We start from the raw sequence: 26,294 nt of genomic DNA on the forward strand, positions 1-26,294 counted from the left end.
GCTAAATGCGGGGCTGTTATTTGTGTGTTGTGCAGCTAGCTTGTTAAAAGTCTCTGCATTTTGTCGCGCTGAGCTTCAATGTATGCACGTTCTGGGCTCTGTTCTTTACAGTGCTCCAAGATAAACTCAATCGAGCTTAATACCGTTCTCCAACGTGGTGTTTTAGGTAATGTCTCGATACGCATGTATTTATCTAGGGTACGGGTCTGCAAGGTACTGCGGTCTAGATAAACACGCCACAAGCCACTTTGCTCAGCAAACGCAAACTTGGTTTCTCCGGTAACAGATTCCCAGTATTCCAATGCATGGGTCATGGTATCGACAAGAACCTCACGAAGAAGCTCTTGTTTGTCTTTCTTGTTACCCAAAGCTTTATCCGCCAAGCGTGTAAACTCTCCGCCAAGCTCTTTTAGCTTCTGAAGTTGGTCTTTGTCGCCATCGAATGCGTAGCATGAAAGCACTTCAACTGCCGTCTCTAGATTGTGGATACGAGCAGCGTTCGCTCCGCCGCCGACATTAAAGATGTACATCACATCCAAACCAGAGCCTTCTGGCAGCTTTAGAATGTCGGCTTCGATGTTTTGGCGAATATCTTCAATGTAGATATCAATCTTGCCACAGTAGTGAGGTTGCTTAACCGTCAAGAACTTAGGCGCGATCAATTCGTCTGCTGAAGAGCGCTTCAACTGTTCTAAGCTGCGTTTAAACAGCTTACAGGCCGCTTCATTAGCAAAGCGAATGCGTTGGTCTTCACGAAGACAAATAATGGCTTCTGGTGCAGACTCTAGCTGCTCTAGTAATCGACCTTGGGTCTCCAACAAGCTCGCTTCGACTTCTGCACGTTGGCGCAGTTCCGACTCTAATAACTTGTTTTCGATGTGTCGCATTTCCGCTTTACTTGCCGTTAGGTGCGCCTGAATACGTGCCGCTAGCTCTTGTTTGTTGAATGGTTTTGTCAGGTAATCATTCGCGCCCGCTTCAAAGCCTCTCACTCGGTCCTCTGTTTGGCTTAATGCGGTCAGCATGATGATTGGTAGCTCTGCATGATCGTAAGTTTCACGAAGCTCGCTACACACTTGATAACCACTCATCCCCGGCATCATGATGTCCAATAAAAGCAGTTCTGGCTTTTCTTGTTCAATCAACGCCAGCGTTTCTGGACCATCAGAAATTGTACGAACGCGATAGCCTTCCAACCTTAGGAAGCTTTCTAGAACGCGCAGGTTAACTGGTTCATCATCGGCAACGTAAAGCAATGGACCGTCTGGGTTCTCTGGCAGAGACAAGTCATCGTTGTTCTCAAAATTTGCCTCAGGGATTTGGAAGTGCCCACGAGCGGCAAGGCTCTGTGTAGCTTGGATCTCTTCTTCACTTGCCAGCGGCAGGGTAAAGCTGAATGTGGTGCCTACCATAGGTTGACTGCTCACATACAATGACCCGCCCATCAACTCAATAAGTTGACGGCTGATTGATAGACCCAGTCCTGCACCTTGACGGTAGCGGCTCGCGTCTTGGCCTGCTTGAATCAGAGGTTCGAAGATATGTTCTAGATGCTCTGCTGGGATGCCTTGACCTGTATCCACGACTTGCACTCGAACTTGATCGTCAACAACCATTGCTGAAATGACGATCTTACCTTCAGAGGTGTACTTGATGGCATTACCGATCAAATTGTACAGCACTTGTTCTAAGCGCTGAGGATCCGCTGAGACAGCTTTCAAATCCGCAGGCACTTGGTTAATGATGCGGATAGTCTTGTTACCCAATAGGTGACCGGAAAGCTCTAATACTAAGCGTGTGGCACTTGCTAAACTCACTGCTGACTTTTGGATATCCATGCTGCCATAGCGCATCTTGTGGTAATCCAATAAGTCATCAACGAGGTTCGCTAGGCGTTGACCACTCTTGATGATGATGTCCAATTGATATTTCTGGCTAGCCGGAATAGCCCCATTTGCGCCAGATACCAAGGTTTCTGCAATACCAACCATGCCGTGTAATGGCGTGCGAAGTTCATGGGAGGTTGTCGCAAGGAACTCATCTTTCAGCTTATCAGCCAGCTGTAATTCTTCGTTTTGCTTTTGGATCAGCTTGATGTTGCTTTCTAACTCTTCATTTTGCTGCTTGATGGTTTGAATCTTTTCACGAATAGAGCGTTGCATACGCTCAAAGCTGATCGCAAGACGCCCAATCTCGTCTTTTCGTTCGGTGTTAAAGGTCGTTTCATCCAAATCGCCTGCAGACACTTTCTCTGCTGCCCAAGTCAGCTTGAGGAGTGGAGAGGTGATGAAGTTCGATAAGTAATGTGAGGCGATAACTACCAATACGATCGCAATTAACATCGCAATCACAAACAGTTTTTCAAGCTGGTGGACACGCGCAAAGGCTTCTTTTTCAGGAAGTTGCACGACTAGCGCCCAAGTTAGGCCACGAGTTTCAATTGGCGCAAACGCCGCAATCATCTCTTCACCTAAGCGGTTACTATAAGTACCTACTTCAGTGTCACCAGCCAACGCTTTATCCACGATTTCTAAGCTGTTTTGGATATCTTCTTGTTTGGTATTGATCGTTCTAGGTTTGTGGTCACTACCAACGAGCAAGGTTTCAATGGATGAATCACGGTTAATTTCCGCAATAAGCTTGGTAATGCCGTTATTTGGCAAACGGAACATTGCGTAACTGTGGAGGTAGCCTTGTTGAACAATAGGCGCACCTAACCAAGCAACTTGCTTTCCGTTTTCGATATCAAAGTCAGACACGACCACTGGGGTGTAATCTTCATTGACTTTTCGGCGTGCACTGACGTCTTCTGATAAACGTTTAAAGGTACGACCTAACGCCGTCTCTTTATAGCGACCGGTTAGTAGGTTTGTGCCGTAGTTGTCATCTTTGTTGATGGAGTACGTGACATTACCGTCAATGTCGACCAACAAAATATCATTGAAATCAGAACGTTTTAGCAGTTCTAGGTACGCCCAATGGTAGCGTTTGTGGAGTAGGCGGTAGCGTTCACTACCAACATAGTTGGACGACTCCGGCAAAATCGACGTTTTGATTTGATCGCCACTGCCTTTGATGTAGCGGTGCTGTGCGTTTTCTCTCGCTTCGTCAATATCGTGCCCTAAACGGCTAAATGCGTTGACCAAGCCGTAGAAGCGTCCGCCACTGGCATAGGCAAGTTCTGAGCGTACGAAGCCCATCACTTCCGTTTCTTGCGCAGCGAAGTAGTCAATGATCTGCTGTTGCTTAGTATCACGAACAGAGAGTAGGTGCGATGTACTCTGCTCTTGGAGATCTTTACTGTGTGATTGCAGGAAGAAAATCGCAGTGATCGTCAGGGGCGTAATACTAAGAACCAAAAAAGCGGTCATTAGCGTGCTTTGCAGGCGCTTAAATTTCTGCTTTTTGTAGAATTTAAACATGGATAAGATTACAACTCGTTAAAGGGCAGCGACCGATTGGTTGGCGCTTGCCAAGGTTCTCGTTAAAAACGGGCAAGAAGTTAAATTCGATAGAATTAACAAAATTAACGAGTTTTTTTTCTTTGACAAGAAAGTTGATTGCAAAGCGTGGGTAGCGACGCAGTTTTTCTTTGAGTTGTGTAAAATTCAGCAATGGATTGCGCAGGAATTCACCTGCGCAAGGGAGTGTTACGATTTTTTAGCGTAGTAGATAGAGAATTTATTGGTCTTATTTAGCGTCTCGCAATTATTGAATGCTTTCTCAATAATTGGCGGATACTGCAAGAAACTGTTCGCCACAATGACCATCTCACCGTTGGCCGTCATATACTTTGGTGCTTGACCTAACAGAGTTTCTGCTGCGTTGTAGTTTGTGTCTAAGCCACTGTGGAATGGTGGGTTACTGACAATAAAACGGTAGTCTTTAGCCGTGTCTGAGTAGATATCTGAGGCAAAAACACGACCTGATAACCCATTCGCTTCGAGTGTTGCTTGGCTAGAGGTAATGGCATAAGCGTTAATATCACACATCTCAATCGCGATCTCTGGGTTTGCTTGAGCCATAAATGCGCCCAGCACTCCAGCACCACAACCAAAGTCGAGTACCTTGCCTGAAAGTTTCGGTAAGGTTTCCAGCAGAAGACGACTGCCTAGATCAAACTCACCATGGCTGAATACGCCAGGTAGACTCTTAACGGTAAGTGATTGTTCACCGAGTGTAATTTCGTAAGATTTAAACCAGTCGACTTGATTGAAAGGCTTTGGCTGGTTAAGGCAAGTTCCCCAGTAAAATGAACAGCGACGAGCGGTGTCGTACTTCTTCACGGGACCGTACTCTTTGAACATCTTCTCGATGCTTTTTACACCTGAACGGTTTTCACCAACCACAACGATTTCTGTATTGATGCCTAACTTAGCCATCAACATCGCTAGCAGATATTCCGCTTCAGCTTTAGCTTTTGGCCAATATAAAAGGAGCATGTCTGCTTGTGTTTCAACGTCAAACTCAGAACCAAAATGACTTTTCACTTTGTCAGAGGTTTGAATTTGGCGATAGTAACTGTAGTTGGAAGTAAACACTTCTACAGATTCGCAATGCTCCACTAACTCTAGCGGGAACAAGTCTTCAACTTCTCCTGCGACTAAAACGTGTTTTCCGTTGAAATACTCAAGTTGGCGCTGAGCAATTTGGCTAGGTGCGATATAAGCAGACATAAATTAGGTTCATCAGAAATAATTAGGGGCAGATTTTCGCACAATCTGCCCCAAGCTTGAAGTGCTTAAGCGATGACTAGCTGTTGTCTTGTTGGTTGAGGAAGTCTTTGAACTCTTCTTCGTAGATATTAAACAGCACCATGGTCACGGCAAAGATCAATGGACCGTAGATAAGGCCAATCAAACCAAACAGATGCAGACCACCCAGTAACGAGAAGAAGATCATTAGGGTGTTCATGCCGGCGCTACCTTGCATTAGCAACGGACGCAACAGGTTATCAATAGAACCAACCACGACCACGCTCCACACCGTTAGGAAAATGGCCCAAGTCGTATCGCCAGTTAAGAATAAGTAAGCGGCTGCTGGAATCCAAATTAACGCGGTACCAACGACCGGAATGAAAGACGCGAAGCCCATCATCGTGCCCCAGAACAGGCCCGGGAAGCCGGCCAACCACATGCCAATACCACCCGCAAAACCTTGAGCTATCGCGGTCAAGAACGACCCCATAACTGCGGATTTCGATACTTGTTCAATCTCGGTCAGAATCTTGTCTTCTTGGCTACGAGAAAGCGGCAAGATGTGGCGCATTGCTGAGATGATCTTATCGTGGTCACGCAACAGGAAGAACAACACAAACAGCATCAGGAAGAAGTCCATCAGGAAGTTCGTCGCATCACCAAGGATTTTTGCACTGATAGCAACAAGGTTTGAACCAAATGATGTGGCGAATTGACCAATCTTCTCTGCGATAGCTTGAGGTTCTATTTTATCGAAAGGTAAGTACTCATTAACCAGCGCTAAACCTTTGACTACCCAAGGGTGTTGGAAGATATCTTGGATACCACCATTGGTCACCCACTTATAGGTGTTTTGAGAAAAGACGGAACCTTGCTGAACGATGGCAGCAAAGACAAACAACAATGGAATCACAATAATAAAGGTTAGAACCACACAAGAGAGTAGTGAGACCAAGTTTTTATGGTTAGGCATTTTGCTCTCAAACCACTCGTGTATTGGGAACATAAGTAGTGAGATAATAAAGGCCATTACGATTGAGTTTACGTAGGGTTCAACCAATAAATAGCAGGCAAAAGCAGCGGCGAGTAGTGCAACAACTAACACTCGGTGACTCGACGTGATTTTTACATTGTTCGGCATGGGATTAATCCAACTTACGGATGATGTTACGGCTAGCGCTTTATACCACAGCGTCAAACCTTTATTACTTTGCACCGACGATTCTTTCAAGCTTATGACATAGCCGAATTGGGAAGGTGCAACGGACCTTGTTATAATGACCACAAATCAGACAGTTATCAATCAAGAGATAGAAAAATGGGTTGTTGTAACGGTGACAAGAAGTGTCAGAGTGAGAAGAAAAACAAACGCATACCGTGGTTTGGTATTGTTATCGGCGTACTCGCTATTCTCGTGATTTTTAATTGGCAAGCATAGCTCAGACAATAAAAAAGGACCCTGAAGGTCCTTTTTTGCTTTTGGTGTGCGAGTAAAAAGCTTACTTAGCTTCTTCTGCTAGAATCGCGAAACAGCGATCTGCAGCTTCTAGTGTTGCGTCGATTTCTTTTGAACCATGAGCAAGAGAAGTAAAGCTTGCTTCGAATGCTGATGGTGCAAGGTATACACCGTGTTTTAGCATTAGGTGGAAGAAACGTTTGAAGCGCTCAACGTCGCACTTAGTCACGTCTTCGTAGCATGTTACGGTTTCTTGGTCTGTGAAGAAGAAGCCAAACATACCGCCCACTTGGTTTACTACCATTGGGATACCGTGTTTCTCAGCAAGTGCTTTGAAGCCTTCAGCAAGCTGTTTTGTTTTCGCCGCAAGACGTTTCTCGTTGCCTTCTTCTTTTAGAAGGTTCAAACATGCAAAGCCCGCAGCCATCGCCACAGGGTTACCTGAAAGCGTACCCGCTTGGTAAACAGGACCTGTCGGCGCTACGTATTGCATCACTTCTTTACGACCACCGAAAGCGCCCACTGGCATGCCGCCACCGATCACTTTACCTAGTGTCGTTAGGTCTGGTTTGATGTTGTAGTGTGCTTGCGCGCCGCCTAGAGCAACACGGAAACCTGTCATTACTTCATCAAAAATCAGTAGCGCGCCTTCTTGGTCACAGATTTCACGAAGACCTTCGTGGAAGCCTTCTACTGGTGGGATACAGTTCATGTTGCCCGCAACTGGCTCAACGATGATACATGCGATTTCGCCTTTGTTTGCTGCGAATAGTTCACGTACTGAATCTAGGTCGTTGAATGTTGCTGTTAGCGTGTGCTTAGCAAAATCTGCAGGAACGCCAGGAGAGCTTGGTTGACCTAAAGTTAGTGCGCCAGAGCCCGCTTTTACTAGCAAGCTGTCAGCATGGCCGTGGTAACAACCTTCAAATTTCATGATCTTGTCACGACCAGTGAAGCCACGAGCTAGACGGATAGCACTCATGGTCGCTTCTGTACCAGAGCTTACCATGCGGATTTGTTCCATTGATGGCACTAACTCAGATACAAGCTCAGCCATCGCAATTTCCATCTCAGTTGGTGCACCGAAACTTAGGCCGCGTTGTGCTGCATCGATAACCGCTTCACGGATTACTGCGTGGTTATGACCTAGAATCATAGGACCCCAAGAGCCAACGTAATCAATGTACGCTTTACCATCGGCATCAAAAATCAGGGCACCGTCTGCTCGTTCGATAAATAGCGGAGAACCGCCAACGCCGTTGAATGCACGAACTGGTGAGTTCACACCGCCAGGAATGGTTTGCTGAGCCTTTTGATATAGCTCTGATGATTTGGTCATGGGGTTATCCTCTTTTGATTGCTCGGACCAAGTGGAGCGCATTGTACCTAGCTAAACTCAAGTTAGAAACGTTTTGGGTAATTTATGTGTAGTCTGACGTTGTAATCTTACATATCAGCATCGGATATAAAGAATCGGCGGTGAATACTTGAACGAGTTGGTCAGGTATTGGATAATCGCTCTAATTAGCACAAATTTGACGTCTTGCTTCAGGCTTGACGCATTACACGAGTGAGAGAGGTCTTCGTGAGCGAAGTAAACGTACCATTATCTTTTTCTGATGCCGCGGCATCTCGCGTTCAAACGTTGATTGCGGAAGAAGAAAACCCAGCGCTGAAATTACGCGTATACATTACTGGTGGCGGCTGTAGTGGTTTCCAATACGGCTTCACATTTGATGAGAACGTAAATGAAGGCGACACAACAATCGTAAACAGTGGTGTAACACTGGTTGTAGACCCAATGAGCCTGCAATACCTAATCGGTGGCGTGGTTGATTACACAGAAGGTTTAGAAGGAGCTCGCTTCTTCGTCAATAACCCAAATGCGACGACAACTTGTGGTTGTGGTGCATCATTCAGTGTTTAATTAACACGACAACAGGCAGCCAATTGGCTGCCTGAGTTTTACGTAGCAGGAAGTCACGTAAACGCACTCCCAGTTCCAAAGAGAGCTGAGAGCTAAAAATAAAAAGGACTTTGTATGTCTGGATCTTCTTTTGGACGTCGTATTGTAGAGCGTCCATGGCTAGTCTCTCTAACGCTTGTGATCGCTTTAGCTGCTTGGCTCGCAATGGGTCAACTTAAAGCACAAGACGAAACGGTTTCTCCTTCAAACACTCAAGCTGAAGATACACCTGTTGCTAAGGTGATGTTCAACTCTTTTACCGCCCAACCAACCAGCAAAACCATTGAACTGTACGGTCGCACCGCGCCAAATCGACAAGCTCGTCTAGGGGCTGAAGTCGCAGGTAAGATCATCAGTTTGAATGTGCAAAAAGGGCAAAGCGTGAAACAAGGGCAGGTGATTGCCAATATTGATGAGCGTGACCTCGATATTCAGCTTAAACGCGCCAAAGCGATGCTGCGTGTTAAAGAAAAAGAGTTTAAAGCCGCAGAGTCTCTGAAAAATCGAGGCTTACAGGGGGAGGTTGCGTTTGCCGCAGCACAAGCAGCCTTGGTTGATGCACGAGCAAATCTAAGTAACGTTGAAACTGCACTCAAAAACACCAAAGTAAGAGCGCCTTTCGATGGCATTCTTGACCATAGGTTCGTTGAAGTTGGTGACTTTGTTGGTGTTGGCGATCCGATTGCCACCGTTATTGACCTTGAGAAATTAGTCATCGAAGCGGACGTTAGCGAGCGTCATATTCAGTATTTAAAAGAAGGCCAAGTCGCTGACGTTCGTACTATTAACAACGTTCACCATCAAGGCACGATTCGTTATATCGGACGTGTGTCTTCGACTTCAACCAATACGTTCCCAATTGAGATCGAAATTGATAACCGTGAGAGTGCAATGCCGGCGGGGATCAGTGCCGAAGTCGTGTTGTCTTTGAGCGAAGTGTTGGCCGTAAAAGTGACCGCAGCCATGCTCGCACTCGATGAAGAAGGCAACCTTGGCATCAAGACACTACGCGATCAGCATGTCCATTTTGTTCCTATTCAACTTGTGAAAGCCGAAAAAGATGGCGTTTGGTTGTCTGGATTAGGCGACCAAGTGGACATCATTGTGCTCGGACAAGGTTTTGCGCGTGATGGTGATTTAGTGATGGCGACCAAGGTGGATGATGCCATCGAAGCCGCGAATCAGCAGTAAGGAGGCAATATGTTTGCTTTGATTGATGCTGCGTTATCGCGTGCACGTACCATGCTCACCTTATTGGTGATGATTTTGATTGCTGGAGTGATCACTTACATCACGATCCCCAAAGAGTCGAGCCCCGATATCACCATCCCAATCATTTATGTTTCCGTTGGGCACCAAGGCATTTCACCAACAGATGCAGAGCGTTTATTAGTGCGCCCAATAGAGCAAGAGTTGCGCTCTATTGAAGGCGTAAAAGAAATGACCGCTGTGGCTTCAGAAGGTCATGCCTCGGTCACGCTTGAATTTAGTGTAGGGGTTGATCTGGCCGAGGCGATGGCGGATGTGCGCGACGCTGTGGATCTTGCCAAACCTAAATTGCCTGAAGACAGTGATGAGCCAACCGTAAATGAAGTGACGTTCGCATCAGAAGAACCAGTTTTGACGGTGGTCTTGTATGGCACAGTGCCCGAGCGCACTACCGTACAAATTGCTCGTGCATTGCGAGATAAGTTAGAAAGCTATCGTCAGGTGTTAGAAGTCGATATTGCTGGTGATCGTGAAGATATCGTAGAGATCGTGGTCGATCCGCTGTTGATGGAAAGCTACGGTTTGGATCAAGCTGACATCTACAACTTGATTGCTCTTAACAACCGAGTCGTAGCTGCGGGTTTCGTCGATACGGGATATGGTCGTTTCTCGGTTAAAGTTCCTTCTGTGTTTGACTCTCTTAAAGACGTACTAGAACTACCTATCAAGGTGAACGGTAAAGAGGTGATTACCTTTGGTGATGTGGCGACGGTGCGCAGGGCATTTCGTGATCCTGAGAGTTTTGCTCGCTTGGATGGTAATCCTGCTGTCGTACTCAACGTCAAAAAACGCGCGGGTGAAAACATCATTGAGACAGTTGAGTTAGTCAAACAAGTGATGCTCGAGGCACAAAAGCGTTCAGAGTGGCCGAATAACCTACAAGTCAAATACACGTGGGATCAGTCTGATGACGTCAAATTGATGCTCAACGATCTGCAAAACAACATTCTCTCTGCCATCATTCTTGTTGTCATTGTTATTATCGCGATACTTGGTGTGCGAACCGCTCTCTTGGTTGGTATCTCGATTCCGGGTTCTTTCCTTACAGGTTTGTTAGTGCTGTCGGTGTTTGGCTTAACGGTCAACATAGTGGTGCTCTTCGCGCTGATTATGGCGGTAGGTATGCTGGTGGATGGCGCTATCGTAGTGACCGAATTTGCTGATCGGCGGATGCAAGAAGGTACGCCACGTAAAGAAGCGTATCGAGATGCGGCAAAACGGATGGCTTGGCCTATTACGGCATCGACTGCGACGACCCTTGCTGCGTTTGCCCCTTTACTGTTTTGGCCAGATATTACTGGCGAATTCATGAAGTACTTGCCATTAACTTTGATCGCAACACTGACTGCCTCACTGATGATGGCGCTGCTTTTTGTTCCGGTGATTGGTGGGATTATTGGTAAGCCTCAAGTTGTGAATCCAAAAAGCCAGCAAGAGATGGTTGATCTGCATAACGGTGAATTTGATAAAGCCACTGGCATCACCAAGCTCTATTACAAGACACTTTCGATTGCAATTCGTCACCCGTTAAAAGTATTGCTCAGTGCGATTTTGCTCGCGGGTGGTGTTGGCTTTACTTATAGCAAAGCGGGCTTAGGCGCTGAATTCTTCCCAGAAGTGGACCCTGCATTCTTTACCGTCAAGGTGCGTTCTTACGGTGATTTATCGATCAACGAAAAAGACGTAGTGATGAAAGAGATCGAAAAAGTCATGCTAGGACACGATGAGTTTGAAAGTGTCTACACGCGTACCGGAACGGATTCAAATGATGGCGATGAGATAGGTCAGATTCAGATCACCCCTGTTGACTGGCAATATCGTCGCAAAGTGAAAGACATCATTGAAGAGCTCAAACAGACCACTAATCAATTTTCAGGTGTGGAGTTGGAGTACAAATTCCCCGATGCTGGTCCGCCAGTAGAGCATGATCTCGTTATTGAAATGTCGGCGCAAAATTCAAGCATTGACCAGTTAGACAGTGGGGCCAAAATGGTTCGTTACTGGGCTGACCGCAATCCCGCTTTAACTAACCTAAGTGATACCACCAATAAAGAAGGGATTGATTGGCAGATTGATATCCGCAGGGACGATGCTTCTCGCTTTGCTGCTGATGCGACTTTGGTTGGTAATACTGTCCAGTTTGTGACTAACGGTTTGAAGATTGGTGATTATTTGCCCGATGATGCCGATGAAGAAGTCGATATTTTAGTGCGTTATCCGCAAGATAAGCGGGATATCGGCCGCTTTGATCAATTACGTGTAAAAACGGCGGCAGGTTTGGTGCCGATCACTAACTTTGCGCAGATTAAGCCGGACCATAAGCAAGATACAATTCGACGTGTTGATGGTCGACGCGTGGTGAACATCAAAGCAGATATGGTTGAAGGTTATAACCTTGCCCTTGAGTTACCAAAGATAACTGCAGAAGTAGAGCAGTTGGGCTTGCCTGCTGGTATTGAGTTTAAAATTCGCGGTCAAAACGAGGAGCAAGAAAACTCTTCTGCGTTTTTACAAAGTGCTTTCATGGTTGCACTCGGTGTGATGGCTTTGATCCTGATTACTCAATTCAACAGCTTCTACCAAGCATTTTTGATTTTAAGTGCTGTGTTGTTCTCTACAGTTGGCGTGTTTGCCGGCTTGCTCATCTTCCAAAAACCATTCGGTATCATTATGTCGGGTATTGGGGTGATTGCGCTGGCTGGTATTGTTGTAAACAACAACATCGTATTGATCGACACTTACAATCAAATGCGTAGACGCGGTTTAGAGAAATCAGATGCGATTCTACGTACTGGGGTGCAACGTCTTCGCCCCGTGTTGTTAACCACGGTCACTACCATTCTTGGCTTACTGCCAATGGTGTTAGAGATGAACATCGACTTAGTGAATCAGAAGATTGAGTTTGGTGCGCCAAGCACACAATGGTGGTCTCAGTTGGCAACAGCGGTCGCGGGCGGTTTGGCTTTTGCCACGGTGTTGACGTTGGTGCTTACGCCTTGTCTTCTCATGCTTGGCCGTGAACACAACCTTGATGAAAAAGAACCGCAAACAAAAGAGGCAGCTTAGGCTGCCTCTTGGGTGCTGTTCTAAACAATCATGCCTTTTACTTCATCGCGAGTAACTTACTGTAGCGATCCAGCTTCGCCATGCTGATTTTGGCATTCGCCATGAAGGTTTGCTTCGCTTTACCCGTCAAGGACTTCGATTGCGGCAGCTTCACGGTTCTTGGGTTCTTATGAACCCCGTTAACCAAGAACTCGTAGTGCAGGTGTGGACCGGTTACACGGCCTGTACCGCCTAGAGTACCGATGGTTTGCCCTTGTTTCACTCGTTGCCCTGTTTTCACTGTACGTTTCGTTAAGTGCAGATACTTAGTGATGTAGGTGTTACTGTGTTTGATAAACACGTAGTTGCCGTTGAATTTGTTATAAGCTGACTTTTGTACCACGCCATTACCAGCTGCCCAAATTGGTGTGCCAACTGGCGCTGCGTAATCGGTGCCTCGATGAGGACGAACTCTGCCCGTTACTGGGTGTAAACGGCGAGGGTTAAAGTTAGAGCTCACACGGCGGAAATCAAGAGGAGCACGCAAGAAGGCTTTCTTCATTGCTCGACCATTTTCATCGAAGTACTTACCGCTCTTCTCATCTAAAATCGCGGTGAAGGTATCACCTTGGTTTTTAAAGACCGCAGCGATGATCTTGCCACGTCCAATGACCTCACCCTCGACGACTTCTTCTTGATAAAGCACGCGGAAGGTGTCGTTTTTACGAATGTCCAAAGCAAAGTCGATGTCCCAGCCAAAGATGCCGGCTAATTCCATGATTTGGTTCGCATTCAAGCCTGATGAGATGCCTGCATTCCAGAAGTTGGATTTGATGGTCGCTTCTGCGTAGTTGAATTGGTAATCGACTTCTTTCTTATCAACTTCAGAAACGTATTTGCTGCCTTGCAGTTTGATACGGAAAGTTTCGAAGGCATTGAGTGTACGTTTAAGTTGAATAAAGTCGTTGTTTTCATCAAAGCCAAATTGGAGTCTATCGCCAGGACGAAGTCGAGTGAGTTGTTGTTTGATTTCTTTATCGGAAGTAATCAGTTCATGCAAAAGACGAGGTGATAGACCCACGCGCTGAAACAGGACTGCAGCACTCTCACCATTTTTGACTTTATACGTTTCCCAGCGCAAAACAGAAGGGAGGTTAGAAGAAGTGCTGCGCTCGGGTGATTCTACGGAAATCGGTACCGAATAATGCTCACCAACTTTGAGTCGGCTTTGCTGCGGATCGAGGTCTTGCGGATCGGGTAAGAAAAACAGCGCGACAATGATAAGCGCACTAAAAAAACCGATCAGTACTTTGTGCAAGAGTGGTAGTCGGACAAAAATCGAATGCATGAGGTACTTGATTACTAAATTAAACGTAAAAATTGACAACTACCTAGTCTAACGTGTTTCAAAATGCATCGCTATTCAAGTAAGATGTTCAGCTATTATATTTTTGCCAAATCTGTGGGAGTGAACAAGAATGGCGAGCATTGAAGCTGCATTAGCCGAGATTAAGCGCGGTGTTGAAGAGCTGATTCCAGAAGAAGAGCTGATCGCAAAACTAAAAGAAGGTCGTCCTCTACGTATTAAATTGGGCGCCGATCCAACAGCACCTGACATTCACCTAGGCCATACGGTTATTTTCAATAAGCTTCGCTTGTTCCAAGAACTAGGTCATGAAGTGACGTTCCTAATCGGTGACTTCACTGCGATGGTTGGTGACCCAACAGGTAAGAACACAACTCGTCCACCACTAAGTCGTGAAGACGTTCTTCGTAACGCTGAAACGTACAAAGAGCAGGTGTTCAAAATCCTAGATCCAGCTAAGACAAAAATTCAGTTCAACTCTGAGTGGCTATCTGAGCTTGGCGCAGAAGGCATGATTCGTCTTGCTGCGAACCAAACTGTTGCTCGTATGCTAGAACGTGACGACTTTAAAAAGCGTTACGCTGGTGGTCAACCAATAGCTATCCACGAGTTCATGTACCCGCTACTTCAAGGTTGGGACTCAGTAGCAATGGAAACGGACGTTGAACTTGGTGGTACTGACCAAAAATTCAACCTGCTAATGGGGCGTGAGCTGCAAAAATCTCACGGTCAAAAACCTCAAGTTGTACTGATGATGCCTCTTCTAGTTGGTCTAGATGGCGAGAAGAAGATGTCTAAATCTTCAGGCAACTACATTGGTATCAGCGAAGCGCCAAGCGAAATGTTTGGTAAGATCATGTCTATTTCTGACGATCTAATGTGGAGCTACTACGAGCTACTTTCTTTCCGTCCATTGGAAGAAATTGCACAGTTCAAAGCTGACGTGGAAGCAGGTAAGAACCCTCGTGATATCAAAGTACTGCTAGCGAAAGAAATCATTGCTCGTTTCCACAGTGAAGCGGATGCAGATGCAGCAGAGCAAGAGTTCGTGAACCGTTTTGCTAAGAATCAAATTCCTGACGAAATGCCAGAGTTTGATTTTGAAGCAGGCACGCCAGTAGCAAACCTACTGAAAGAAGCGGGTCTATGTGCTTCAACTTCTGAAGCAATGCGCATGGTTAAGCAAGGCGCAGCTAAGATCGAAGGCGAGAAAGTTGCTGATGCGAAGTTTGCACCTGAAGCAGGTACTTACGTATTCCAAGTTGGTAAACGTAAATTCGCACGAATTACTATTAAGTAATCAATAACTGTTCAAAATGAAAGCGCCTACTGGGCGCTTTTTTTGTATGAAAATTTGGTGAATCCGCAAGAGATTGACTGTAAAAGTGACTCGTTTTTGCTACTATACGCGCGCTGCTAGATGAGCAGCTTTATCGGAGATTTACATGAACAATACCGACCATCCTCCCAGTTGCTGGGTGAGTAAGATTAAGGGAGCGAAATAACCCGCTTCGGTATTGGCGATCTCCGCCTTACCTGAGTGGTGAGGCATCTTTTCTAATTTTTCCTTCTTGTTATTTCCCTTCATAAATTCTGAATAGACAGTGCTTTTGCATTGATGTTTTCGTACATCCAGTATTTCTAATACACGTAATGGATTGTGCCGAAGGCTATTTGCGCGCGTTGTCGATGGTCGTTACCAATGCCAATCGGGAGATTCGCCATGACGGTAATGAACAACACTTTTATTGAAACAACACCAAATTTCTCAGAAGTAGAAATTGGTGCCGCTCGTAATGCTTTTTTGCGATACGAGCAAGAGCAACAACTGCATTTACTCACGGTTATGCCTATTGATGAGGCGGTGGGTATTTTGCAGCATTGCTCGGTAGGTTATGTGAATAGCCTTATCGCTCAACTTGAACAAGCAGGGCATGACAAACGTGCGCGTCATTATGCTCACCAATTAGGTCTGCATATGTCTGAGGTTGATACGCCGGATGGTTATCTTTCTACGAGCGTGCTAGGGCATGTGAAGCAGCGTATTGGCTGGATCATTGCGCTTGCGCTGCTTGGAATTGTGTCTGGCTTAATCATCGCCCAATATGAAGACACATTGAGCCAACTTGTATTGCTAGCGGTTTACATGCCGGTAATCGCGGCAGCTGGTGGTAATACAGGGACGCAAGCAGCAACTTTGGTGATTCGCGCTCTCGCAACGGGTGAGCTTAAGAAGCGCCAATGGTTGGAAGTGCTATGGAAAGAAAGCCGCGTCGCTTTGTTTATCGCGTTAGCAATTGCTGTCGTTATGGTTGGCCGCATCATGCTATTTAGTGGTGGGCAATCGACAGGTGGCTTTGCGCTTGAGGATATCGCGTTGGCGATTGCCGTTGCGTTGTTTATTCAGGTGACCATATCAACCACGCTAGGCGGATTACTGCCTATTATTGCTCGAGCTTGTAAACTGGACCCAGCCGTATTGGTGAGCCCAGTTTTAGCATCGATTGTCGATATATCAGGGATGTGGATCTACTTTACCGTTGTGAACTACTTCTTAGGCATTGCCTGACTAAAGCTTACAATGTCTTGGTAGAACAATTTCTCAAACTGAGTAATAGGGGCGACAACAGGTTTGTTATCGTCCCTTTTTTCTGGGAAATAGTCTGACACAAACTGAACAAAGACGGTGTTTGGTTTACCATTCTTATCTAATCCATACCCAGCCATGTTGTAGGTTCCGTAAAGTGAACCGCTCTTCGCAATCAACTGTCCTTTAATTGGCGCTTTACGCATACTTTTGCGGTATTGCAAGGTCCCTGATTCACCAGACTTAGGCATGATTGCGATCAGGTTAAGCTCCTTCTCATGCTGCCAAATGTAACGCAAAATAGCCGCCATCGAAGTCGCTGAAATTCGGTTGTTGCGTGATAAGCCAGAGCCGTCTTCTAATCTTGCATTACGAATGTCGACACCAGTATTGGCAAAGATGATCTGTTTGATGGCTTCTGTGCCATTAGTAAAGCTTCCCGGTTGAACAAAAAACTTCGCGCCAAGTGTTTTAGTCAGCGTATCAGCAATCAAGTTGTCTGAGCGTTTGAGCATCTGATCCAATAATTGCGGTAACGGTTTAGATTTGTGCACAGCAAGCAATTTACGCTGCTTTTCCGGAGCTTTACCAATACGGACATTCCCTTTTAATGAAATGCCAACTTGTTTGAGGAGTTTTTGCACTTTTTGGCTGGTGTAGCGCTCAGGATCTTGCACGGCGAATTTAAGAGGAAGGGGCTTGTCGCCACGGTCGACCAGACAGCCGGTTAGTTCATATTTGTTGTCTGGGTTAGCAATAAGGTCTAAATCACAGTGACGGCTCTTCTGAACGCTTCTAGAGACGGTTTTTACACTCGTGCTGACATTAATTGGTTGATGTTCAGGGACATAAACCCGTGTTGAGCCGTTTTTCTTAGTGTAGATGGAAGCTTGAACACAGTTGTCGTTTAGAGTGATTGCGGACGCTGGCGCGCTATAACAAACCCCCAGAATATCCCATGGCCAGCCTACAGCGCGGTTGTACCCAGTAAAGGCGCTATTATCTAACCAAAGATCGCCTTTAATTTGGCTTAGTCCATTTTTCTTTGCTCGCGTCAGCATCGTTTTTAGATCTTGAGTGAGCAGGGTTGGGTCGCCAGAGAAGGTAAGTACAGCATCTGAGCTCGAGCTTTCTAATGTGGTACGAAATGCGAAGCTATTCCCCAGTTCAAGTTTTGCCGCTAAAGCCGTGACCACTTTTAAGGTGCTGGCTGGTGGGAAATACTGATCGGTTGGGTGAATACCAGTTAGCTCGCTTTGGTCGTTGAGTTTTTCAGCAATCAAGCTGACACGAGAACCTTCTGGCAAAACCTCTTGATGAGGATAAGCCATTGATGTGAGTGGGGCGAGACTAGAAAAAAGTAATAAAGACCAAGGTAAGCGCATAGTGACAGTTCGTGAGGTTAGTTATGCAATTGAGTATATACCGAAAAATCGCAGAATTCTGGATATAAAAAATGCCCGCATAGTGCGAGCATTTTATCTTCAAGTCTTAAGACTTAATTAGAAGTCGTAACGTAGACCTAGAGCTAGCTCGTCTTCTGCATCAGCTTTAGTAGCTTTGTAGTTAGAAGCAGTAGTTGAGCCCATTGAATCGCCAGCATCAATTAGGTTGAAGTTGTACGATACGTAGCCACGGAAGTTAGGCTTGAAGTAGTAAGACGCGTCTACAGCGAAGTTGTTTGCTGAAGTTTCGCCGTTTGTCTCTGCGTTGTTGTATGTAGAAGTGAACACAGTTTGACCTAGAGTGTAAGCACCCGCTAGTTCGTAACCTGTGTAGTCTACAGTGTTCTTGAAGTCAGCTTCTTTTTCGCCGTCAGTGAATACACCAGCGAAGTATAGGTCGCTCATAGTGTAAGAAGCAGCAAGCATGTATTCGTTAGCGTCAGCTTGGTCTGCGTAACCAGCACCTAGGTCAAGACCAGTGTCGCCTAGAGTGTAGATTGCAGATAGAGAGTAACCATCTTCGCCGTTGTCTTTGTATTCGCCGTTTACTTCTTCACGGTCAGCAAAACGGTAGCTAGCTTTAACAGCTAGGTTTTCGAATTGGCCTTTGTAAGAGAACATGTTGTCAGAACGGTCAGCTGCAGCTAGTTTGTCAGCAGCAGAGTTACCGTGGTAAGCCATGATATCTGTGAAGTCAGTAATAACGCCTAGCGCACCGTCGTTTTTACCGTAAGTCATTTCACCGAAAGCACCGCCTAGACCAGCGTATGCGTAACGAGTGTCTAGATTGCTGTTGCCGTCTACGCCGCCGTTTTCAGCTGTAGTGAACTCACCTTCCCAGAAACCAACACCGTATAGGTTGTCGTTGATTGCTTGAGTACCAAGGAAGTTTAGACGGATACGAGAGTTGTCCGCTACGTCGCCATCTTTCATAGATAGACGTGCTTCAGCACGGCCGCCCATTTCTAGAGAAGTGCCGTCTTGGTTGTAAAGCTCAGCTGCGTTAACGCCAGTTGCCATAGCTGCTGCAGATACAGAAAGAGCAATTAGAGTCTTTTTCATCTTATTTGTCCTAGTTAGCTGTCCATAATCATTGTTTTATGGGGGAGAGGTTATCTCTCACAAGTTGTTGTTGTGCGTATAGTTTCACTCGTGAGAATCGCCCACATTCGAAAAAGCTATGACGTAACAACTTGCCGGACATGTTTTACTGCTAAAGTTTCCTTATGAGTTAGTAAAATGATATAAATCCAACTGATGAACAGTGTTCAATTGTGTTGTTTGTTACCTCAAGTAATTGTATTTTAATGCTTTATGTTGGTATGACATTGGTCTGACATTGATTTGTTTTTATCTTTCTTGAGGTTTTTTATGTAATGAACAGTGTTGTTTTTCAATAAATTGCGATGATGGTTAAATCTAAAAACAATTGATGGCGTGTTATTAACCACACAACTAAGCAGCAAAATCGAATTAGGGTGATTTCATACCCTAGTTTGTTTAAACTAATCAAAACAGAATCTTTGAACGTACTACCCAGTCACCATGATTGGGTGGGCTTTTTTTGTCCAAAGACACCTTTGGCCTTGAGGTTATATAATGGAAAAAGTTCCAATGACACTGCGTGGCGAACAATTGCTACGTACTGAGCTAGATCGTCTACTAAAGCTTCGCCCACAAATTTCAGAAGCAATCGCAGAAGCGCGTGAACTAGGCGACTTGAAGGAAAACGCAGAATACCACGCAGCTCGTGAAGAGCAGGGTATCTGTGAAGCACAAATCCGTGATATTGAATACAAGCTATCTGTAGCTCAAGTCATTGACGTAACAACGATGGACAACACTGGTAAAGTGATTTTTGGTTCAACGGTTACTCTAATTGACTGTGATACAGAAGAAGAGAAAACGTACCAAATCGTTGGTGACGATGAAGCAGATATCAAAGCCGGCCGCATTTCAATCAGTTCTCCAATCGCACGTGGCTTGATCGGTAAGATGGAAGGTGATGAAGTCGTTATTCAAACCCCAGGCGGTGCGAAAGACTTCGAAATCGATAGCGTTGAATATATCTAATTAAAACCAGTCTGTTTTAATTAGGCTTAAATAGTAGATGCAAAAAAGGTCGCCCATGGCGACCTTTTCTTCTTCCTCTGCGTAAGTAGGGATTACTTACGTGGGATTTCGATTTTACGCTCTTCAGACTGGCGGTATAGCACAAGTACTTTACCAATTGTCTGAACTTTTTCAGCGCCCGTCTCACGTACGATAGCGTCGATGATCAGCTGTTTTGTCTCACGGTCTTCTGATGCAACTTTAATTTTGATCAGTTCGTGGTGGTCAAGAGCGATTTCAATTTCTGCTAGCACGGCTTCTGTAAGTCCATTTGCGCCCATTAGCACAACAGGTTTTAAACTGTGAGCCAGGCCTTTTAGGTGCTGCTTTTGTTTGGTGCTTAGGTTCATTACGCGGCCAATTTTCTTTAAAATAAGGGTTGAAAAAAGCTATTTTAACGCCATCTATTGCTGAAGACTATAATTTATTGAGTAATAGGTTGAGCCTATTAGAACAATAGCTCCTAATTACGCCTTGTTGGGATTAAAATGAGTAAACAAAAACATTCGGCTAGTTCTGGTCGTTGGTTGAAAGAACACTTTGATGATAAATACGCAAACGAAGCTCGTAAAAAAGGCTACCGTTCTCGTGCTTACTTCAAAATCGAAGAGATCCAAACGAAAGATAAATTGTTGAAATCTGGGATGACTGTCGTCGATTTAGGTGCAGCTCCAGGTGGATGGTCTCAATATGCTGCTAAGATAATAGGTGAAGAAGGTCAAATCATTGCATGTGACTTATTGCCTATGGATCCAATCGCTGGTGTAAGCTTCCTGCAAGGTGACTTTCGTGACGAGGCGGTTTTAGATGCTCTATTAGAAAGAATCCAACCTTCGATGGTGGACGTAGTAATGTCTGATATGGCACCTAACATCGCTGGTAATAACTCTGTAGATCAGCCACGAGCTATGTATTTAGTTGAATTGGCTTTAGATATGTGTCGACAAGTTCTAGCACCTAATGGTAGCTTTGTCGTAAAGGTTTTCCAGGGTGAAGGCTTCGATCAATTTGTGAAAGAAGTCCGAGACATGTTTAAAGTCGTAAAAATCAGAAAACCAGACTCATCGCGAGCTCGCTCCCGAGAAGTCTTCGTTGTAGCCACTGGTTACAAAGGTTAACTATTTCGCTCGTTTAGAGCATGGTTAACACTATAGCTACAGGAAATGAACTGTAGTACCCTACCTTTAATTACAATTAGTTATCGAGAGGCTGACACCTTGAGTGACATGGCAAAAAATTTAATTCTGTGGCTTGTTATCGCTGTCGTATTGATGTCGGTATTCCAGAGCTTTGGCCCTGGAGAGAGCAATGGCAGAACCGTGGATTACACCACGTTTGTACAGGAAGTTGGCCAAGGCCAGATTCAAGAAGCAACTTTTAAAGACGGTGAGATTAGCTTTGTTCGTCGCGGCGGCGGTGCCAAAATGGTCACTTACATGCCTGTGTATGACCAAAAGCTTCTAGATGATCTAATTAATCAAAACGTGAAAGTGCAAGGTACGCCTCCTGAAGAGCAAAGCCTGCTAGGCACTATTTTCATTTCTTGGTTCCCAATGATCTTACTGATTGGTGTATGGATTTTCTTCATGCGTCAAATGCAAGGCGGCGGCGGTAAAGGCGCTATGTCTTTCGGTAAGAGCAAAGCTCGTATGATGAGCGAAGAGCAGATCAAGACAACTTTTGCGGACGTTGCAGGCTGTGACGAAGCGAAAGAAGACGTAAAAGAATTGGTGGACTACCTGCGTGATCCAAGCCGTTTCCAAAAACTGGGCGGTAAGATTCCAACAGGTGTTTTAATGGTTGGTCCTCCAGGTACTGGTAAAACGCTACTAGCGAAAGCTATTGCTGGTGAAGCAAAAGTACCATTCTTTACTATCTCAGGTTCTGACTTCGTAGAAATGTTCGTAGGTGTTGGTGCATCTCGTGTACGTGACATGTTCGAACAAGCGAAGAAAGCGGCACCTTGTATCATCTTCATCGATGAGATCGATGCGGTTGGTCGTCAACGTGGTGCAGGTGTTGGTGGCGGTCACGATGAACGTGAACAAACACTAAACCAAATGCTTGTAGAGATGGATGGTTTTGAAGGTAACGAAGGTATCATCGTTATCGCTGCGACTAACCGTCCTGACGTACTTGACCCTGCGCTATTGCGTCCTGGCCGTTTTGACCGCCAAGTCGTTGTTGGCCTTCCAGACGTACGTGGTCGTGAGCAAATTCTTAAAGTACACATGCGTAAAGTGCCTCTAGCGGGTGACGTAGAGCCGTCTCTAATCGCACGTGGTACTCCAGGTTTCTCTGGTGCTGACCTAGCAAACTTAGTTAACGAAGCGGCTCTATTCGCTGCACGCGGCAACAAGCGCAACGTTTCTATGGTTGAGTTTGAACTGGCGAAAGACAAAATCATGATGGGTGCAGAGCGCCGTTCAATGGTGATGTCTGAAGAAGTGAAAGAATCAACTGCATACCACGAAGCGGGTCACGCGATTGTTGGTCGCTTGGTTCCTGAACACGATCCAGTGTACAAAGTATCTATCATTCCACGTGGTCGTGCGTTGGGTGTGACTATGTACCTACCTGAGCAAGACCGTGTGAGTATGTCTCGCCAACACCTAGAATCAATGGTTTCTAGCTTGTACGGTGGCCGTCTAGCGGAAGAGCTGATCTACGGCGCTGACAAAGTATCGACAGGTGCATCGAACGATATCGAACGTGCAACAGACATTGCTCGTAAGATGGTTACGCAGTGGGGCTTCTCTGAGAAACTTGGTCCGCTACTGTATGCGGAAGAAGAAGGTGAAGTGTTCCTAGGACGTAGTGTGACTCAGACTAAACACATGTCTGATGACACAGCGAAGCTAATCGATGATGAAGTTCGTAAGATCATCGACCGTAACTACGACCGTGCGAAACAAATCTTGCAAGACAACATGGATATCATGCATGCGATGAAAGATGCGCTAATGAAGTATGAAACCATTGATGCTGGCCAGATTGATGACCTGATGGAGCGTAAGACGGACATTCGTGAGCCTGCTGGTTGGGGTGACAAACCTGCAAACAAACCAGAAGACAACGATAAGCCTCAAGCGAAACCTGAAGTAAAAGCTGAAGAGAAATCAGAAGAGCCTACAAAACCAGTAGAGCAACCTGCTTCTCAAGAAGCGACTTCAAGCGAAGCGCCAGAAAAGAAAGACTCTGAATAAAGAGTAGCCTTTGATAATAAACCCCGAGTTAAGCTCGGGGTTTTTGTATATGTTGTGATTATTAAAGCTATGATTATTAAAGCAAACAACAAATCTCTCGACCTTTCTCGCCCTCACGTCATGGCGATTCTCAATGTAACCCCTGACTCCTTCTCCGATGGCGGTAAGTTCAACTCTCTCGATCTTGCGCTTGTCCAAGCTGAGAAAATGATTGCTGCTGGCGTCAGTATTATCGATATCGGTGGCGAGTCGACGCGTCCTGGCGCGCCAGATGTTGAACTCGAGGAAGAGCTGCAACGCGTCATTCCAGTTATCAAAGCCATTCGCGAAAAATACGATGTTTGGATTTCTGTCGACACCAGTAAAGCTGAAGTGATGCGTCAAGCTTATGAAGCTGGAGCCGATCTCATCAACGATGTTCGCGCGCTTCAAGAACCGGGGGCTCTGGAAGTGGCGGCACAAGCAAACCTACCAATTTGCTTGATGCACATGAAAGGTCAACCTAGAACGATGCAGGCAAATCCACAGTATGATGATCTGATGGAAGATGTCTCAGAATTTCTCAAAGAACGCATTGCTGCTTGTGAAGCGGTGGGTATTGATAAGTCTCAACTTATCCTAGACCCAGGTTTTGGCTTTGGCAAAACCATAGAACACAATTATCATATGCTCGCTCATCTCGATAAGTTCCATGAATTCGGTTTACCAATACTTGCTGGTATGTCGCGTAAGTCAATGATCTTCAAACTGTTGGATAAACCCGCAGCGGAATGTACTAATGCAAGCGTGGTCTGTGCGACTATCGCTGCAATGAAAGGTGCGCAGATCATTCGAGTTCATGACTTTGAAGAAACCATTGAAGCAATGAAGGTGGTTGAGATGACGAACAAAAATATCAAAAAGAATTAAGGAAAGTTTTATGTCTGATAAAAGACGTTATTTTGGTACTGACGGTGTGCGCGGTAAAGTTGGTCAATACCCAATTACTCCGGATTTCGTACTAAAGCTTGGCTGGGCAGCTGGTCGTGTACTAGCAAAACAAGGCACTAAGAAAGTTATCATCGGTAAAGATACGCGTATCTCTGGCTACATGCTTGAATCTGCTCTTGAAGCCGGTCTTGCAGCCGCTGGCCTGAAAGCAACCTTTACTGGTCCAATGCCAACCCCTGCGGTTGCTTACCTAACGCAAACCTTCCGTGCGGAAGCAGGTATCGTTATTTCAGCGTCTCACAACCCATACTACGACAACGGTATTAAGTTCTTCTCGTCTGAAGGTACTAAGCTTCCTGATGATATCGAGCTTGCTATTGAAGCTGAGCTAGACAAAGACATCGAATGTGTTGAATCTGCTGAACTAGGTAAAGCGACTCGTCTAAATGATGCAGCAGGTCGTTACATCGAATTTTGTAAGAGCACTTTCCCTTCTGAGTTGAGCCTTGCAAACCTAAAAATTGTTGTTGACTGTGCACACGGTGCGACTTACCACATTGCTCCTAACGTATTCAAAGAGTTAGGCGCGGAAGTTGTCGCAATGGGTGTTGAGCCAAACGGCACTAACATCAACGCTGAAGTGGGCGCGACTGACGTTCGTGCGTTACAAAAGCGTGTGGTAGAAGAGCAAGCTCATCTTGGCCTAGCGTTCGATGGTGATGGTGACCGTATCATCATGGTTGACCATTTAGGTAACAAGATCGACGGTGACCAAATCGCTTACATCATCGCACGCGATGCATTGCGTCGTGGTGAACTAAAAGGTGGTGTTGTTGGTACGCTAATGACAAACCTAGGCATGGAAAATGGCTTAAAGCAATTAGGTATTCCATTTGTACGTGCAGCAGTAGGTGACCGCTACGTAATGGAACAGCTACTTGCGAAAGGCTGGAAGATTGGCGCGGAAAACTCAGGCCACGTTATCTTGCTAGACAAAGTCACAACGGGTGATGCAATTGTTGCCGCGTTGCAAGTTCTTGCTTCTGTAGTCGGCAGTGATATGACACTACACGACTTGTCTCAAGGGATGACGCTTTACCCACAAGTGCTAGAAAACGTGCGCTTTGCTGGTGAAAGCAACCCACTTGAAGCTCAAGCTGTACTAGACTCAGTAGCAGCGGTTGAAGCTGAGCTTGGTGATAAAGGTCGCGTGCTGCTTCGCAAATCAGGCACTGAACCTCTGATCCGAGTGATGGTTGAAGGTGAAGATGCCGAGCTTGTTCAAAGCTCTGCGCTTAAAATTGCAGATGCAGTAAAAGCAAGTTGTTAATCATTGCGTTAACCTATTTTGCGAGAGAAAAGGGCATCTTTTGCCCTTTTTTTGAGCGCTTAATGCGTTAGCGCTGACTTTTTGCTAATTTTCCCTTGTCAGCGTTACTGGCTTTCGCTAGTATTGCTCCGCCTCCCGTTAGGAGGTCGCTAGCCTTGTTCATAAATAAACATCATTGTTTTTGAACGGCGCTGGCTCAACAATTTGGAACATAGGTGGAAAAAAATGTTTTCAGTTCTACTTGTGATTTACCTGTTGGCGGCGCTTGGTGTGATTGGCCTTGTGTTGATTCAACAAGGTAAAGGCGCAGATATGGGAGCCTCGTTCGGTGCAGGTGCTTCAAACACAGTGTTTGGTGCAAGCGGCTCAGGTAATTTCTTAACCCGAACAACTGCTATTTTAGCAACCGTATTTTTTATCATTAGCTTGTTACTTGGTCGTATGTCTACGCACAAGACTGAGTCACAGTGGGTAGACCCAACACTAGGTCAGCCAGTTGTAGAACAAGTTAAAGATGCAGCAAGTGAAGTTCCAGCACCAGCAGGTGATGAGATTCCACAATAAGCTGTAAAGGTTTATGTAGCCGAGATGGTGAAATTGGTAGACACGCTAGCATGAGGTGCTAGTGCCTTTGGTGTGAGGGTTCGAGTCCCTCTCTCGGCACCATGAATTTACAAACTTGTAAATCACTTAGTTGAGCGTATAATGCTCAGCAAGTCGGACGCGGGGTGGAGCAGCTTGGTAGCTCGTCGGGCTCATAACCCGAAGGTCGTCGGTTCAAATCCGGCCCCCGCAACCAATCTCTCCTTTCATTGGAAAGGATGATTCGATTGGCAAGTTTGCACAGTGCTAACCACACTGTGAGTTAAGAAAAGCAAATTTTTG

Annotated in this window: 19 protein-coding genes and 2 tRNA genes; 13 read left to right on the forward strand and 8 right to left on the reverse strand. The window is 45.7% G+C overall.

What is annotated here, in order from left to right:
• Window positions 1-35: 35 nt before the first annotated feature.
• The 4 genes from KJB05_RS03745 to hemL form a co-directional block, all read right to left on the reverse strand.
• Entirely contained in the window at window positions 36-3,422 is a 3,387-nt protein-coding gene (locus KJB05_RS03745) for a response regulator (protein ID WP_005439415.1), read from the reverse strand.
• 228 nt (window positions 3,423-3,650) lie between these two features.
• On the reverse strand, window positions 3,651-4,676 hold the full coding sequence (gene rsmC, locus KJB05_RS03750) for a 16S rRNA (guanine(1207)-N(2))-methyltransferase RsmC (RefSeq protein ID WP_208445800.1): 1,026 nt from the start codon (window positions 4,674-4,676) through the stop codon (window positions 3,651-3,653).
• A 76-nt stretch (window positions 4,677-4,752) separates the two neighbouring features.
• A complete protein-coding gene (locus KJB05_RS03755; RefSeq protein ID WP_009707537.1) occupies window positions 4,753-5,838 on the reverse strand; it encodes an AI-2E family transporter in 1,086 nt (361 codons plus the stop codon).
• Between the two features lie 358 nt (window positions 5,839-6,196).
• Window positions 6,197-7,492 (reverse strand): glutamate-1-semialdehyde 2,1-aminomutase, encoded by a 1,296-nt coding sequence (gene hemL / locus KJB05_RS03760; protein ID WP_009707535.1) that lies wholly within the window; start codon window positions 7,490-7,492, stop codon window positions 6,197-6,199.
• A gap of 246 nt (window positions 7,493-7,738) precedes the next feature.
• Here hemL and erpA point away from each other — a divergent pair, with 246 nt between their 5' ends.
• From erpA to KJB05_RS03775, 3 genes are all read left to right on the forward strand, one after another.
• Entirely contained in the window at window positions 7,739-8,080 is a 342-nt protein-coding gene (gene erpA, locus KJB05_RS03765; protein ID WP_005439421.1) for an iron-sulfur cluster insertion protein ErpA, read from the forward strand.
• A 114-nt stretch (window positions 8,081-8,194) separates the two neighbouring features.
• Entirely contained in the window at window positions 8,195-9,310 is a 1,116-nt protein-coding gene (locus KJB05_RS03770; protein ID WP_208445801.1) for an efflux RND transporter periplasmic adaptor subunit, read from the forward strand.
• Between the two features lie 9 nt (window positions 9,311-9,319).
• Window positions 9,320-12,454: an efflux RND transporter permease subunit gene (locus tag KJB05_RS03775; RefSeq protein WP_208445802.1), complete on the forward strand. Its 3,135-nt coding sequence runs from the start codon at window positions 9,320-9,322 to the stop codon at window positions 12,452-12,454.
• Between the two features lie 37 nt (window positions 12,455-12,491).
• On the opposite strand, the gene KJB05_RS03780 is transcribed toward KJB05_RS03775, so the two are convergent.
• Complete coding sequence (locus tag KJB05_RS03780) at window positions 12,492-13,781, reverse strand: peptidoglycan DD-metalloendopeptidase family protein (RefSeq protein ID WP_005439427.1); 1,290 nt, start codon at window positions 13,779-13,781, stop codon at window positions 12,492-12,494.
• A gap of 130 nt (window positions 13,782-13,911) precedes the next feature.
• Between KJB05_RS03780 and tyrS the strand changes: the two genes are divergently transcribed.
• Window positions 13,912-15,099 (forward strand): tyrosine--tRNA ligase, encoded by a 1,188-nt coding sequence (gene tyrS, locus KJB05_RS03785; protein ID WP_005439437.1) that lies wholly within the window; start codon window positions 13,912-13,914, stop codon window positions 15,097-15,099.
• A gap of 423 nt (window positions 15,100-15,522) precedes the next feature.
• A complete protein-coding gene (locus tag KJB05_RS03790; RefSeq protein ID WP_009707532.1) occupies window positions 15,523-16,368 on the forward strand; it encodes a magnesium transporter in 846 nt (281 codons plus the stop codon).
• Here the strand turns inward: KJB05_RS03790 and dacB are convergent.
• Window positions 16,347-17,771 (reverse strand): serine-type D-Ala-D-Ala carboxypeptidase, encoded by a 1,425-nt coding sequence (dacB, locus tag KJB05_RS03795; protein ID WP_208445803.1) that lies wholly within the window; start codon window positions 17,769-17,771, stop codon window positions 16,347-16,349. The genes KJB05_RS03790 and dacB overlap by 22 nt on opposite strands.
• A gap of 117 nt (window positions 17,772-17,888) precedes the next feature.
• Complete coding sequence (locus KJB05_RS03800) at window positions 17,889-18,893, reverse strand: porin (protein WP_009707530.1); 1,005 nt, start codon at window positions 18,891-18,893, stop codon at window positions 17,889-17,891.
• 537 nt (window positions 18,894-19,430) lie between these two features.
• On the opposite strand from KJB05_RS03800, the gene greA reads away from it, so the two are divergent.
• On the forward strand, window positions 19,431-19,904 hold the full coding sequence (greA, locus tag KJB05_RS03805; protein ID WP_005439449.1) for a transcription elongation factor GreA: 474 nt from the start codon (window positions 19,431-19,433) through the stop codon (window positions 19,902-19,904).
• A gap of 92 nt (window positions 19,905-19,996) precedes the next feature.
• Here the strand turns inward: greA and yhbY are convergent, their stop codons facing one another.
• Window positions 19,997-20,293, reverse strand: a complete 297-nt coding sequence (gene yhbY / locus KJB05_RS03810; RefSeq protein WP_005425257.1) for a ribosome assembly RNA-binding protein YhbY — start codon at window positions 20,291-20,293, stop codon at window positions 19,997-19,999.
• Between the two features lie 138 nt (window positions 20,294-20,431).
• Here yhbY and rlmE point away from each other — a divergent pair, with 138 nt between their 5' ends.
• The 7 genes from rlmE (at window position 20,432) to KJB05_RS03845 (ending at window position 26,208) form a co-directional block, all read left to right on the forward strand.
• Window positions 20,432-21,061, forward strand: coding sequence for a 23S rRNA (uridine(2552)-2'-O)-methyltransferase RlmE (gene rlmE, locus KJB05_RS03815; protein WP_005439450.1), 630 nt, complete (start codon window positions 20,432-20,434; stop codon window positions 21,059-21,061).
• 108 nt (window positions 21,062-21,169) lie between these two features.
• A complete protein-coding gene (ftsH, locus tag KJB05_RS03820; protein ID WP_009707529.1) occupies window positions 21,170-23,149 on the forward strand; it encodes an ATP-dependent zinc metalloprotease FtsH in 1,980 nt (659 codons plus the stop codon).
• 69 nt (window positions 23,150-23,218) lie between these two features.
• Window positions 23,219-24,058, forward strand: coding sequence for a dihydropteroate synthase (folP, locus tag KJB05_RS03825; protein ID WP_171370519.1), 840 nt, complete (start codon window positions 23,219-23,221; stop codon window positions 24,056-24,058).
• Window positions 24,059-24,068: 10 nt separating this feature from the next.
• Window positions 24,069-25,409 carry a phosphoglucosamine mutase gene (glmM, locus tag KJB05_RS03830; RefSeq protein WP_009707527.1) on the forward strand — a complete coding sequence of 447 codons (1,341 nt, stop codon included), beginning with the start codon at window positions 24,069-24,071 and terminating at the stop codon, window positions 25,407-25,409.
• Window positions 25,410-25,634: 225 nt separating this feature from the next.
• Window positions 25,635-25,973 (forward strand): preprotein translocase subunit SecG, encoded by a 339-nt coding sequence (gene secG / locus KJB05_RS03835; RefSeq protein ID WP_005439454.1) that lies wholly within the window; start codon window positions 25,635-25,637, stop codon window positions 25,971-25,973.
• Between the two features lie 18 nt (window positions 25,974-25,991).
• Window positions 25,992-26,075, forward strand: a tRNA-Leu gene (locus tag KJB05_RS03840).
• A 56-nt stretch (window positions 26,076-26,131) separates the two neighbouring features.
• A tRNA-Met gene (locus KJB05_RS03845) sits at window positions 26,132-26,208 on the forward strand.
• Window positions 26,209-26,294: the final 86 nt, after the last annotated feature.

This window comes from Vibrio sp. B1ASS3 (assembly GCF_905175355.1).
GTDB lineage: Bacteria > Pseudomonadota > Gammaproteobacteria > Enterobacterales > Vibrionaceae > Vibrio > Vibrio owensii.

Bases quoted from the DNA above. Each gene is read 5' to 3' on its own strand.
- KJB05_RS03745 (WP_005439415.1), bottom strand. From the start codon at position 3,422: ATGTTTAAATTCTACAAAAAGCAGAAATTTAAGCGCCTGCAAAGCACG.
- rsmC (WP_208445800.1), bottom strand. From the start codon at position 4,676: ATGTCTGCTTATATCGCACCTAGCCAAATTGCTCAGCGCCAACTTGAG.
- KJB05_RS03755 (WP_009707537.1), bottom strand. From the start codon at position 5,838: ATGCCGAACAATGTAAAAATCACGTCGAGTCACCGAGTGTTAGTTGTT.
- hemL (WP_009707535.1), bottom strand. From the start codon at position 7,492: ATGACCAAATCATCAGAGCTATATCAAAAGGCTCAGCAAACCATTCCT.
- KJB05_RS03770 (WP_208445801.1), top strand. From the start codon at position 8,195: ATGTCTGGATCTTCTTTTGGACGTCGTATTGTAGAGCGTCCATGGCTA.
- KJB05_RS03775 (WP_208445802.1), top strand. From the start codon at position 9,320: ATGTTTGCTTTGATTGATGCTGCGTTATCGCGTGCACGTACCATGCTC.
- KJB05_RS03780 (WP_005439427.1), bottom strand. From the start codon at position 13,781: ATGCATTCGATTTTTGTCCGACTACCACTCTTGCACAAAGTACTGATC.
- tyrS (WP_005439437.1), top strand. From the start codon at position 13,912: ATGGCGAGCATTGAAGCTGCATTAGCCGAGATTAAGCGCGGTGTTGAA.
- KJB05_RS03790 (WP_009707532.1), top strand. From the start codon at position 15,523: ATGACGGTAATGAACAACACTTTTATTGAAACAACACCAAATTTCTCA.
- dacB (WP_208445803.1), bottom strand. From the start codon at position 17,771: ATGCGCTTACCTTGGTCTTTATTACTTTTTTCTAGTCTCGCCCCACTC.
- KJB05_RS03800 (WP_009707530.1), bottom strand. From the start codon at position 18,893: ATGAAAAAGACTCTAATTGCTCTTTCTGTATCTGCAGCAGCTATGGCA.
- greA (WP_005439449.1), top strand. From the start codon at position 19,431: ATGGAAAAAGTTCCAATGACACTGCGTGGCGAACAATTGCTACGTACT.
- yhbY (WP_005425257.1), bottom strand. From the start codon at position 20,293: ATGAACCTAAGCACCAAACAAAAGCAGCACCTAAAAGGCCTGGCTCAC.
- rlmE (WP_005439450.1), top strand. From the start codon at position 20,432: ATGAGTAAACAAAAACATTCGGCTAGTTCTGGTCGTTGGTTGAAAGAA.
- ftsH (WP_009707529.1), top strand. From the start codon at position 21,170: ATGGCAAAAAATTTAATTCTGTGGCTTGTTATCGCTGTCGTATTGATG.
- folP (WP_171370519.1), top strand. From the start codon at position 23,219: ATGATTATTAAAGCAAACAACAAATCTCTCGACCTTTCTCGCCCTCAC.
- glmM (WP_009707527.1), top strand. From the start codon at position 24,069: ATGTCTGATAAAAGACGTTATTTTGGTACTGACGGTGTGCGCGGTAAA.
- secG (WP_005439454.1), top strand. From the start codon at position 25,635: ATGTTTTCAGTTCTACTTGTGATTTACCTGTTGGCGGCGCTTGGTGTG.